Source organism: Arenibacter sp. ARW7G5Y1, from assembly GCF_003201775.1.
Classification (GTDB): domain Bacteria; phylum Bacteroidota; class Bacteroidia; order Flavobacteriales; family Flavobacteriaceae; genus Arenibacter.
On record NZ_QJJZ01000026.1, the window covers coordinates 1 to 13,190 of the forward strand.

The window sequence follows — 13,190 nt, forward strand, 5'->3', positions numbered from 1 at the left end:
CTCTAAAATTACCTGATCAACAAGGCAAGTTCAAAATAATATCAGAAAAACCGAAAAATAAAAGGTCGCCTAATTAGTTTTTAGACGACCTCTTTTTGTTTAGGGGGAGAATAAATGGAATATCAAGTACAATTTTTGGAATCAAGAACAATTTCAATTGGTCATGATCCATTTTGTTATTTCGCAATTGAATAAAAATTTGGCCTGAACCAAAGTGGGATCAATATTAATTGCTGTGTTTGTGCAGAAATTAGGATTAATTTGATCAGTCGTGTTTTTTTTGATCAATAGTTTTAATTAATAGGAGCAATTTAGTAAAACCAACCATTAAATTATTTTTTCATTTTACTCAATTGGTTGTTATTGTTTTTTATCGGATTTCGTGAATCTTGGATTTCTTTGCTTGTCCAATGAAACTGACGTAGGAGGTTCATGAATACCTTATTATAAAATAAAAAGGCAATGAATAAAACGAAACAAAAGAAAAGACCCTTCTTCACTATGTGGTCCCTAAAATCTCGAGATTTTAAGGACCGATGCCATGGCCTAAATTATTTCCAAGGCTTCACTAATTCTTAACGACCATGCCATCTCCACGAAGGAAGAAGAACGACCAAACCATAGACCTTGAGGGCAATGCCCAAAGGTTTTTAATAACGGAAATGACTTATCCCCACATGAAGGTTGACGCAACGTAAGGACCGGCCTATTTTCAATTTACTTAAGTGGTTATTATTGCCTGCCTTCGGCAGACAGGCCTGCCTTTGTCGGCAGACAGGTTTTTTATAGGTTTTCGTGAATCTTCGATTTCGTCTTAAATCAAGTGGTTTTCACATTGGAAGGCGGAAGGCGTCCATAGAGCATTTCACCCAAGTGAAAGCGGCCTGGACGCAGGGGCCGTGGAAAGTGCGTAGATTTAAAGAAATTTAAAATCAGCTTGGCCATGGCTACAGCTGGCTCCTCCTAACCAAGGTACACCGTACCTTGGTTATTCGCCCTGGTCGTTTTTTATTCATCGGCTGGTCTATTGATTTTTAATGGTATTCAATGAATGCTGCGCATTTGGGCGATGCAAAAAAAATGAACAGAACACTAACTTGAGCTGGTCAGGCATATCTTTTTGTAATTCACACACAACTTTTGGGATGATTCCCAAAGTGGTTTGCTACAGGCATAGAATTTTTATTTGGAAAGTGTTTTAAAAAAAAGTGATTTTTTAGTTGTATTATAGAACAGTTCTGAGTCGTTTTTCTATTCTACCATCCTATCTTTCAATTCGTTTTGTTTTTTGAAGAGTTCTTTGCCTTGAAAAGAATCATCATCAGTACAATACTATAATTTATTATCCGTCTTTGCTAATTATTGAATCCTATTTATAAACTTCTTCCACACTCCTTGGTTCAATATTCAAAAAATGAAATTCTATAAATTTCATGAACTGCTCCCAGTCATACAATTCAAGTCCATGTACACCTGAGCGAACGTGGTATCCAATCGTACTTTTAATAATTGGTTGGTTAATCGCAGGTTGTTTGTCAGATGTAAACGCCACATTTTTTTTGTAAAGCTGATATGAAGGGGTTGCATGGTAGGTTCCAATCCATTGTCCTCTTTGGTCAGCCCATAAATCATGTTGTGCATTACTTACATAAAAGGGGCGCGGTGCCATTGTAGCTAATAATGAGTGCTGGTCGACAGGCATAGCATGTACATTTTTGGCGTAATTGGTTGCATTTCTGCAAATCCAGGTTGGCAGGTAATCGCACATGTTTTGTAAGGTTTCCCCGTATTCACGGCGCCAGATTGCATCCCCGCCATGTCCTGCTGTTGCCAAAAGTGTCATCCCAAAACGTGTGTCTGTTACTGCTGCCCAAAGAGCGACTTTCCCACTAATTGAGCAGCCGAGTGTTGCCACCTGATTTTTCTGTACATCATTATCTGTTTCTAAATAATCCATTCCAGCACGTAAAGCGTAAGCCCAGATTGCAATCATTCCCCACTCATTTTCTTTTGTAAATTCCTGCCCATCTTTAAAAAAAAGATTTGAAATTCCTTCACTTACTTTTCCTTCCTTATTTCCACTGTCAATTCCAAATGCCTGGTAATCTAAAGTGGCAACACCTATTCCGCGGCTCATTAACTGATGTAAAGGAATTCCATTTTCGGTTTTACCGTAACTCTGCGGACTGTTTAATTTTAGGCTTTTTCGTTTAATGTCATCGCCATTTGCCAGTAAAATTACGGGAACTTTGATTTTGGAACTAGTTGGAACAAAAAGCACAAAAGGCATGGTAACTTTTCCCATTTCATTTTCAAAAGTTATTAGCACATCTTTTCTAGTGCATAGGCCATTAAAAATGGTTTGGTCTACAGAGATTAATTTGAACGATTTTTTAATAGGGCTCGAAGGTGTTGGCACCTCACCAAACAAATTTTGGGCAAAAAAGTCAACGATTTCGGGTCTTCTGAATTTCTCCCAATCTTCAACCGTTTTTATGCTTTTCCCTTCAAACGAAAAAAGCACATCAGGTAAGTTGTACTCCGGTACTTTGGATTCGTCATAGTTCGCTTCTAAATATTTTCCTTCGTAAGTTTGGGCTGCACCAATATGTGAAACAAATGCGGCAAAGACAAGAATTAAAAGTTTGTTTATCATGTATCGTATTCTATAATTAAATTCTCCACCTTTTAATCCAATCCATAGGGTTAAATCATCTTCATCCCTGAATTCTTATCATGGATTTTCCAGTGAATTAATCATTTAAAAATTTTCATGTTCATTTGCATATTCTTTCTTTCCCAATACTCGAAAATAGGGATTTTTTCATATTACTAAAGGATTTTGGTTATGCACAGGTTTGCATTGCATACATTTGGTTATTTATTATTAGAATTAAAAATTTATCATCTATTTAGTTTTATCTGAATTTCTTTTGACCAATGGATATAAACCATACCATTTGTCTATGGGCAAAATTGAAAGGGTTCATTTGATTGTCAATCCAAACAGAATAAATTGTGTATCTGATCAACCTTGTTTCAAACTATTTAAATCACTACGTGTTTTGCCTTTCACCCGTCTCAATATAACTGTTGGGCTAGATATCGAAATGGGTAAAACAAATTGAACTGATAAGAATTAAAATCATCAATATCAAATGTTAAGGGCCGCTTATCCTATATATCTTATCAAAACTTTGCACATATGTCATTTAACGGACAAACGTTACCTGCCCTTTTCAAATTCCAAGATTTTGTTCTTTAAATTTCTATAGTTTGGCGCATTTTCGTAGTCTATTCTCTAATGGGCATTTTTTTTAAGTAAATCGCTAGGGGGCACTCCGTAATATTTTGAAAACTCGCGTGAAAATTCATGAACGCGTGGGTATCCAAGATATTCTGATACTTGGGTGACATTTAAATGGGCAAAAGTCAAAAGACTCCTAGCTTCTTCCATTCGAATTGAGCGAATGCGATTTATCGGTGTATGCCCGGTTGCTCTTCGACATGATCGAATTACAGTAGACCGACTATATCCGGAAATTTTAAGAAGATCATTAAGTATTGGTCTGAATAATTTGTCCCTACGAATTCGCCTTTCAATAGACCACCACAATTCCTCTTCTAACGTACAATTTTTAAAATCAAAGTAAATACCTTCAATATTATTCAAAATTTTTAATAGTATTGAATAGGCCATATAATGTCTTGACTTTATATTCTGTGACGAAAATTCTTCATATATTTTCCGAAACAAAATAGGTAATTCCTTATCAGCTTTGAAGACCCGCATTTCATATGGCAATGGAAGGAATTTCGGCGCTTGAAAGCTAACAGAATAAAAATTTACTTCGGATTTATTGCCTATTGTTTCAACTTCTTCGGATTCATAATAATATACAATATCCCCTTCTTCTACTTTATATTCCCTACCGTTTATTTTTACAACGTAAGATCCTTTTGTAACTAGGTGTAATAAATGACCTGAAAGAGAATAACATAGATATTTAAAAAATGAAGGCCTTTTAAACTCCCAAATTCCCGTAATACTTTCAACCGGACAGGAAATACAAGTTGTCGGAAAATCATATTGTTCAATGGTCATATTAATTGAAGTTATCTATAGTATTTGAAACTATTTGCTAAATAATTGAGTTTTTATGCTAAAATAATGATATATAGTTATTTTTCTTTTGCATAATGGATTCAAGGTGTCAATTATTTGGGTAATTCCGCGAAAATAATGGTTAAATGACAGATAAACCAGAAATCATATAATTAACTGGAGTTTTCTAAAAAGTAGGAGCTATTAAGTTCTTTTTTTAATTTTTCTGTCACATAATAAACTCATTAAGAATGAAATGGAACAGTGGGTGTAGATTAAAGTTTTGTGCAAGTATAGTTATGAAACCCTTTGTGATTTCCGACGTATTTAGATCATGGTACGATGATGAAGGGGAAGGCTTATAAGTTTGTATTTGATTAAAAACCTAAACAACCGTATGTGAGATGCGTACGTAAATTATATTAATATGAACAGGAATAAAAGTTCGAGTACCATGGCCTTAATATTGTTATTGGTTGTGGTAGCAATCTTAAAGTCGTGCTTAGATCAAACCGCCATAACCCCAGAAGCCAAGGTTTCGCCTGCAGTAAAATCGGCAAGGGATCTTGCAGAACGGGTAGTCCCTGGGCAAGCCGACAATTTTATCTTTGAAGAGATTGCCAAGGACAATGGCAAGGATGTTTTTGAGCTTGAAATGTTCGGGGATAAGATTGTCGTTAGAGGGAATAACGGCGTTTCAATGGCAGTCGGTCTCAATTGGTATTTAAAGGAATTTTGTGGGCGTAGTGTGTCTTTACGTGGCAGTAATTTGGATCTACCTGAAAAGTTGCCTAAGGTGGAGGGGATATTCCGAAAAACGAGCTGGGCTGATTACAGGTACTTCCTAAACTATTGTGCTTTTGGTTATTCTTTGCCATGGTGGGATTGGCCACAGTGGGAACGTTTGATAGACTTTATGGCTCTTAACGGAGTCAATGCACCGCTTGCAGTGACGGGACAGGAGGCCACTTGGCAGGCTGTATGCAAACGGTTGGGCATGGGCGATGATATGATTTCCCAGTTCCTGGCAGGGCCACCATATCTACCCTTCGGGTGGATGGGCTGTCTCGACGGTTGGGGAGGTCCATTGCCACAAAGCTGGATTGGAAGTCATAAAGTACTTGGGCAAAAGATATTGGAAAGAGAAAGATCGCTAGGGATGATCCCTATACAGCAGGGTTTCACGGGACATGTTCCCCCAACATTATCACAGGAGTACCCCGACGCCAAAATCAACACCGTAGAATGGATTGAATGGACGACGGATCTATTGGATCCGCTTGATCCACTTTTCCAACAAATATCGGATATTTTCATGGAAGAACAGACAAGACTCTTTGGGACGGACCATATGTATGCGGCCGACACATTTATCGAGATGCAGCCGCCAAGCGGGCAACTCGATTATCTTGGCGACCTGAGCAAGGCCATTTATAATGGCATGAGCAAGAGCGACCCAAAGGCGGTATGGGTTTTCCAGACCTGGACCTTCTTCAATCAGCGCGATTTTTGGACCCAGCCCCGGATAAAGGCATTTCTGGACGGCCCCCCGAACGACAAAATGATCTGTCTTGACCTGTATGCCGAGAAGACGCCAATGTGGAGTCGAACGGAATCATTTTATGGCAAGCCCTGGCTATGGTGCAACATACAGAATTTTGGAGATAAGGTGTTCCTTGGAGGAGGGCTCGACCAGATAAATAACGGAATAGTGGAGGTTAGGGAGGATCCAGCCAATGGAAACCTGAAGGGATTGGGCTTTGTAAATGAAGGACTGGGCTACAATCCCATTGTACAGGATCTAATGTTTGAGATGGCATGGAGGGATGAGGTGGTAGATCCAGAGAAGTGGGTCGGCCGATATACCGGATATCGATACGGCCGCCCGAACATACATGCCGAACGCGCTTGGAGCACTCTTAAGGAAACGGTCTACGCCAGACAGCAGAAAGACGATCATTATTCTTACTCTTTGATTACAAGTTATCCGACATTGAAAATACCCAATGTTAAACTCCCGTATAGCAATAACAGATTGGCCAGCGCCTGGGAAGATCTCCTAAAGGCTTCTGGCGAATTTGGCCAGGTCGACACCTATAGGTTCGATCTTGTTAACATAGCGAGACAAGTGTTGTCGAACCATGCCTCCGTACTCCATAGCAAGATGGTTAAGGCCTATGAGGAAAGGAACCTAAGAGCCTATGAGGCAGCATCCCTGGATTTTATCCAATTGACCATGGACCTAGACGAACTGCTCGGTACCCGTGAGGAGTTTTTACTCGGAAAGAATCTCGAGGATGCAAAACGCTGGGGAACGACTCCTGGGGAAAAAAACACTCTTGAATGGAATGCCAGAAGGGTCATTACACTTTGGGGAACCACCCAGCTACACGACTATGCACGCAAGGAATGGTCAGGGCTTGTTTCTGGCTATTACCAGGTACGTTGGAAAAAATTTATTGACAAAATCCAAATAGAACTCCAAACAGGTGAACAGTTGAACGAATCCGAATTCAGGAATGAGCTTATGGTTTGGATGGAGGATTGGTCGGACGCAAAGGATATTTATCCCCATGAACCCCAGGGAGAGAGCGTGGCTGTCGCCAAGAATCTTTGGGCCAAATACGGCCAAAAAATTCTCACTACGAAATAAGATGAAAAAAGTGAACCCTCCCTTAATTTCGAGCTTTTTGGCCTTGGACATAGGCGGCACCTGGATTAAAGGGACAGTCGTTAAGGAAACTTTCATTAAATCGGATTTGAATCAACTAATTTCTGTTAAGGTGAAGAGTCCTTTAGAGTTAAATGCCCAACCTAAACATTTGACCAAAGCCTTGAATGAATTAATAACGAATTTGCAGGTATCTACAAAAAGCATAAAAGGGATTGGCATTTCTACTCCGGGAATCGTGGATTATAATGGATCAAAGGTTATGGGTGGAAATCCTTATTTGGAGGTGTTAAAAAGTGAAACATGGAAGAAAGAACTCGAAACCTTCTTTAAATGCCATGTCAGTTTTATAAATGATGCCGATGCAGTAGCAATAGGCCTATCACAATTGGGAAAACTGAAGGGAAATAAGACAATTGGAATCATGCCAATTGGCACTGGTGTTGGGTTTTCTATTTGGAGAAATGGTAGACGTTGGCGACCTGGGAAACTGTTGCCGTTAGTGGGGAGCATTATTACACCTCAAGGTGATTACAATAATTTGGCAAGCGCCTCCAATTTGGCATTACTTGATAGGGATCACGATTTAGTTGAAGTCTTGCTAAATAAAAACTACCAAAAACAAAGAGAACAATATCATCTAAACTTACTTAATCTAATATATAGTGCAGCCTTGTTATATGGACTTGATGAAGTTGTTATTTCAGGAGGACTCGTAGAAGCCGTAAATGTTTGCAATTATCCTCTGCAAAAGGTACTGAATAGAAAGTATCCAGAACTTTTTACAAAATTAGATAAACCACTTAAAATAATTGTTTCGGAAAATGGGAACAGTCTTCAATTAATAGGAGCCTTAGCCTTGGCAAAAGCAGAGTCAATCGCTTACCAATATAGAAAGGTGGTACCTTATAATAAAATGGTCACCGAGATACCATATATTAAAGAAATACAAGTCCAGAATATGGATTCTGTAGCGATAGTCGAGACGATGTGGGAAGCTGAACAAAGATCAGGAGAGGCACTAAAAAATAGTCTTTTCAAAATTTCCTACGTGGTTGATATTGTGGTTAAGAAAATAAAGGAAGGTGGAAGAATTATTTATGTGGGGGCAGGTACCAGTGGCAGAATTGCGGCAATTGATGCTGTTGAAATACCCTGCACCTTCGGTTTTCCGAAGGATAAAGTCTTGGTGTTAATTTCTGGAGGTATTACAGATGCAGCATTGGAGATTGAAACCAATTTTGAGGAAGACGCTAGTGCTGTCCCAGAAATGTTATTGCTCGATTTATGCCCAGAAGATTCTGTTATTGGAATTACAGCAAGTGGCTCGGCTTATTACGTTCAATCAGCATTGGCATTTGCTAAAAGTAAAGGGGCATATACGGTAATGATCCGTTCTGAAATTACAGAATCAAATGAATCATTTTGTGATGATGTTATTGCATTACACTCAGGACATGAAGTAATTGCTGGGTCAACACGAATGAAGGCTGGCACTGCAACTAAAAAGGTGTTAAATTTTATTTCCTCGGCAGTAATGATAAAGTTGGGGAAAGTGGCCGGTCCATATATGGTTAATATGGCATGTATAAATACCAAATTAATTGAACGGGCGGTAAACATCCTTAAAACTCTTTACAATCTAACTGATAATGAAGCTTTGCAAAAACTTAAAGATTGTAATATGGAATTAGACAAAGCAATCAAAAATATAAACTTTTAAAGCTCTGAAAAAGACCTATAAAATATAAGATTTGTACTGATTATTTACTTTGTCAATAAACATTCACAGCATTTCTAATATTAGAAAGTTGAAGGTGATAATACATTTAAATAGTTGATCAGATGGGGGCTTTATAGTCTATTCCGCCCCATTCACTATTGGTTACTTCATTTATGGGTATTTATTCCAGGCTTCCATACTCTATATTTTGTCGGCTCATTTTTATAACAATTATTTAATTATTATAGCCGTCGCTGAGAAACCTAGAATGAAGGTTTGATACTATTTGCGAAATAAATGAAATTTTGTGCTAATAGTTTCCGTTTTTCTTTCCTTTTTTTTGTTACAGAGGATCGGCGCTATACGTAAAGTAAGTAAATATCAACATTTAAACAGTAAAGTTTAAATTTTCGAATATATAATTATTCAAACCTGGAATAAGAATTAATCTAAACCAATCTATAATTATGATAATAGAAATATTTTCAGGCAAGGCACGAGAACATACCGCTTAACTATTCGGACTAAACCTTTGTATTTTATTTTGCATAACGGCACTATTTCAGTTGCAGGCTGGGGCCATAACCATTCCAGCAACCCCCAGCTATAGGGGAGTTAATACTCCTTGGACATCCCAAGGTTCAATTTCTGGGGAAGCTTTATTTTCGACAGTTCCAGGAATGAAGGGTGACTTGCCTCAATACATCATAACAGGGAAGGTTACCGATAATCATGGCTACTTACTCCTTGGTGCCAGTTTTTTGGAAGATGGGACTATAAAAGGTGTCCATGCCAATTTTGAAGGTAATTTTTCCTTACAGGTGGCAGATGAAAATACCATTTTGATAATTTCCTATTCGGGATTCAAGACAAAGAAATCGCGTCACAAGGAAAAACGAAATTGAATATCATATTGGAAGAGGACGCAACGGGGCTTAATGAGATGGTGGTAGTGGGATCCATTGATTAGTTCATAGGTTATTTGTACAATTGTTTTTAATGCAAAGGTTTGCATTAAAAACAATTAAAAGCATTAGAAAGTGTAATTTTTTTATTGTTTATTTGATAAGTATGTAAAATAATTAACTATTTGTTAATAATAACATTATCTATTTAAGATAATAAACCAATAAATTGCATTCGAATAAAAATCGGGAAATGTGACAGCATTCCCCGAATATATACAAAGCGATTATAACTAATGTTTAACCACTTAAAGCACTACAAAGATATGAAAAAACTTCAATGATTTTTTTGGTTCGCCATCCTTTTTAGGGTTTTAATTAACACTTATGCCAACCTCTTAAGGACTAAACTTGGACACTGATACTTTTTATCCTATATAGGAAATAATACTCGGGGTTGAACAAGGAAAAGGCAATTATCCTCATTTGTAAAGAAATAAAATGGGGGTCTAATATATTTTGCCCAAAAGAACCACTTCTCGATACTTTATGCCAAATTTTTATCCAGGTGATAGTATAATCAATTATACCCAGAGTCGGGTAAAAATAATATAAACTATATACCTATTAGGCGATTTAAAGGAGTAAAAAAATAACCAATTAACCACATTAAAAATTATTTTGAAATGAAATTAAAAATAAGCTTAAACTTAATACCGAGGGCCGGAGGTTTTATCCTATTACTAGCATTTTATGCCTCTGGTGTGCAAATTTTATCAGCCAATAAAATTTCTGCAAATACAAATTTTGAACTTTTTAATCAGTCGGAAATAGTTACAGGTGTTGTAAATGATGACAACGGTACCCCTCTACCCGGAGCCAGTGTAGTTGTCAAGGGAACTACAACGGGAACCGTTACCGATTTTGATGGCAACTATTCCATTGAAGTGGATTCAGGTGGGATATTGGTTTTTAGTTATTTAGGTTACAAAACTGTTGAAGTGGCGGTAAACGGTAAAACTAATATAGACGTAACCCTCCCATTAGATGCCACCCAGTTGGATGACGTGGTTGTGGTAGGTTATGGGACCCAGAAAAAAAGTGAGGTAACTTCCTCTATTTCCCAGATAGATGGTGAGGATTTTCAAACGTCAACAGCTTCAAATGCTGCTATGGCATTACAGGGACGCGCTTCCGGTGTAGAATTTGTAAACTCGGGTACGCCGGGAAGTACACCGAGTATTAGAATTAGGGGAGTTGGGACTATAAATAACTCTCAGCCTCTTATAGTTTTGGATGGAGTGCCAGTAGATGGTAATGTTTTGGCACAAATTGCCTCCTCGGAAATACAATCCGTGGAGATATTGAAGGATGCAGCATCGGGTGCCATATATGGGACAAGGGCAGCTAACGGTGTAGTGTTAATAACGACCAACAATGCCAGGTTTAACGAGAAAACCACAGTTAGGCTTAACGCTTCCACTGGTTTTAATAGTGTTATAAAAAAATATCCCGTTACCAATGCCGAACAGCTCTACGAATTAAAACGTGAACGTTACATTATGGACGGACTTCCCATTGATCCAAATTCACCATGGGCCGATGAGTACTATAATCAGACAAGGACCGATTGGCAGGATGAAATGTTTAGGGATGGCCTTTTTCAGGATTACAATATGAATATAAGCGGGGGTTCGGAAAAATCAACCATCAACGCCAATATTTTTTATAGGGATGAAGAGGGCACTCAAATCAATACTTATCTTAAGCGTTTGGGAATTTCCATGAGAGGAACCCAAAAAATATCCGATCGTTTTAGAATTGAAGAGAATATAAGAATAACCAACAACCACACTTTATTGACCCAGGATGATGGTGCCACAGGTACCTCACAGACGATTTATTCGTCCTATAGGTATATGCCCGCAATTCCGGTAAAATATGAGGATGGCAGTTATGGTTCCGGTCTGGCCTCAACCCAGTTGGGCGATATGTGGAATCCGGTATATAAGGCAAAAGAGGAATGGAGGCATAGATATAGGTTTAATACACTTGTGAGTCTTAAAGCCGATTATGATATAACAGAAGCCTTAACGCTTACCGCTAGGGCATCCTATCAGAAATCTACTTCCAAATTTGAAGGGTTTCAGAACATAACACCAAATCAGTCCAGGACCATAAACCTTCCTATTTTGAGAGTCAATACGGATGAAACCACAGTTACTTTGGGAGAATTGTTCACAAGCTATACAAAATCTTCGGGATTGCACAATATAGGGGCAGTTCTCGGTATATCCGGACAAGTGGACAAGGGAAGCTTTATGAATATGTCAGGAGAGGGCTTCGCTTCGGTGGACAAAAACCAATTAGTAATGGATAATGCCTCCATAATCAGAGGCAATGGAAATGATTATTTGGCAACAGGCCTGGCCTCGGCTTTTGTCCGTGGAACTTATGCGTATAACAATAAATATTATTTATCTGCCATTTTCAGGGCGGATGGTTCATCAAGGTTTGCAGATGGCAATCGTTGGGGGTATTTCCCATCGATTTCCGGGGGATGGAGAATTTCCAATGAGAACTTTATGAAGGATGATCCAACCATTTCCAATATGAAACTAAACGTCGGCTGGGGACAGCTTGGAAATCAAAACGTTAGTGCCTTTCAATATTTGAATACGTATAATAAGGACATCAGGTATGTTTTAAGCGACACTAATTTAACAGGGACACGTTTGGCCTCTTTTGCGAATCCAGATATTACTTGGGAAACTACCAGTGCTTTGAATATCCTATTGGAACTAGGTTTATTTAAGAATAAATTGAATTTGGATGTTGCCTATTTTGATAGATTGACTTCTGATATGTTGATTCCTTTACCAGGTTTGAATACCGCTGGGTTGGTAGCTATTCCCGATTCCAATATTGGGGAAATGCGCAATTCTGGGTTTGAAATAGAACCATCCTATATAGGACAGGTAGGCGATTTAAGTTTTGAATTGGGCGTGAACGCCACTATTATAAAGAACGAAGTTACTAAGCTCTATGGCTCCAGCAAATTCATTTCTGGAGGAGATCAGACCAGGACCTATGAAGGAGAACCGATTAGTTCGTTCTATGGCTGGAAAACAGATGGAATATATCAAAACCAATCTGAAATTGACAATGACACCAATATTTCGTTGGATCCCCGAAAAGCTGATATTACTCCTGGGGATGTTCGTTTTGTGGATACCAACGGAGATAATATTGTTGATGAACAGGACAGGGTGCATATAGGGGATGCAAACCCAAGCTTGCTTTTGGGCTTTCATGCCGATTTAAAGTATAAGGGGTTCGACTTTTCAGCTGTTTTCAGCGGAGCGTTTGGGCATGAACTTTATGATGCGATGATGATGAGGGGAATTGATCCTACACAGAGCGCCAATATGGATGCAGTGGCCTATCAAAGATGGACGGGAGAAGGTACTTCCAATACATATCCAAGAATGTCCACCATACGTGCAAATGACAATTATAGGGTTTCCGAACTAGGCTTAAAAAGCGGTAATTATATGAGAATGAAAGATGTTGTCCTAGGCTATACCATTCCCAAGACATTGACGGAACAAATAGGTCTAAGCAATTTAAAATTCTATATTTCTGGACGTAACTTGTTGACCATTACAAAATTTGATGGAGTAGACCCAGAGGAAAGCGGAACCAGTAACTTGACGCGTGGTGTAATATTCAACAATTATCCACAATCCAAGAGTGTTGTTCTTGGAGCAAACATTACATTTTAAT

The 13,190-nt window shown here is 38.4% G+C and carries 6 protein-coding genes; 4 read left to right on the forward strand and 2 right to left on the reverse strand.

The genetic code is table 11. The features are described from left to right. Positions 1-1,369: 1,369 nt before the first annotated feature. Entirely contained in the window at positions 1,370-2,656 is a 1,287-nt protein-coding gene (locus tag C7972_RS22420) for a S9 family peptidase (RefSeq protein ID WP_110358407.1), read from the reverse strand. A gap of 645 nt (positions 2,657-3,301) precedes the next feature. Then, the gene (locus C7972_RS22425; RefSeq protein WP_110358408.1) at positions 3,302-4,105 is read right to left on the reverse strand and encodes an AraC family transcriptional regulator; all 804 of its coding nucleotides are present in this window, start codon (positions 4,103-4,105) and stop codon (positions 3,302-3,304) included. 427 nt (positions 4,106-4,532) lie between these two features. Between C7972_RS22425 and C7972_RS22430 the strand changes: the two genes are divergently transcribed. From C7972_RS22430 to C7972_RS22445, 4 genes are all read left to right on the forward strand, one after another. Then, positions 4,533-6,758, forward strand: a complete 2,226-nt coding sequence (locus C7972_RS22430; protein WP_110358409.1) for an alpha-N-acetylglucosaminidase — start codon at positions 4,533-4,535, stop codon at positions 6,756-6,758. 1 nt (position 6,759) lies between these two features. Further along, the gene (locus C7972_RS22435) at positions 6,760-8,499 is read left to right on the forward strand and encodes an N-acetylmuramic acid 6-phosphate etherase (protein WP_181422971.1); all 1,740 of its coding nucleotides are present in this window, start codon (positions 6,760-6,762) and stop codon (positions 8,497-8,499) included. A gap of 680 nt (positions 8,500-9,179) precedes the next feature. Next, positions 9,180-9,404, forward strand: a complete 225-nt coding sequence (locus C7972_RS22440; RefSeq protein ID WP_146216370.1) for a carboxypeptidase-like regulatory domain-containing protein — start codon at positions 9,180-9,182, stop codon at positions 9,402-9,404. A 686-nt stretch (positions 9,405-10,090) separates the two neighbouring features. Beyond that, a complete protein-coding gene (locus tag C7972_RS22445) occupies positions 10,091-13,189 on the forward strand; it encodes a TonB-dependent receptor (RefSeq protein WP_110358412.1) in 3,099 nt (1,032 codons plus the stop codon). Position 13,190 lies beyond the last annotated feature (1 nt).

Coding starts and splice junctions, on each gene's coding strand:
- C7972_RS22445 (WP_110358412.1), top strand. CDS start 10,091: ATGAAATTAAAAATAAGCTTAAACTTAATACCGAGGGCCGGAGGTTTT.
- C7972_RS22425 (WP_110358408.1), bottom strand. CDS start 4,105: ATGACCATTGAACAATATGATTTTCCGACAACTTGTATTTCCTGTCCG.
- C7972_RS22440 (WP_146216370.1), top strand. CDS start 9,180: ATGAAGGGTGACTTGCCTCAATACATCATAACAGGGAAGGTTACCGAT.
- C7972_RS22435 (WP_181422971.1), top strand. CDS start 6,760: ATGAAAAAAGTGAACCCTCCCTTAATTTCGAGCTTTTTGGCCTTGGAC.
- C7972_RS22430 (WP_110358409.1), top strand. CDS start 4,533: ATGAACAGGAATAAAAGTTCGAGTACCATGGCCTTAATATTGTTATTG.
- C7972_RS22420 (WP_110358407.1), bottom strand. CDS start 2,656: ATGATAAACAAACTTTTAATTCTTGTCTTTGCCGCATTTGTTTCACAT.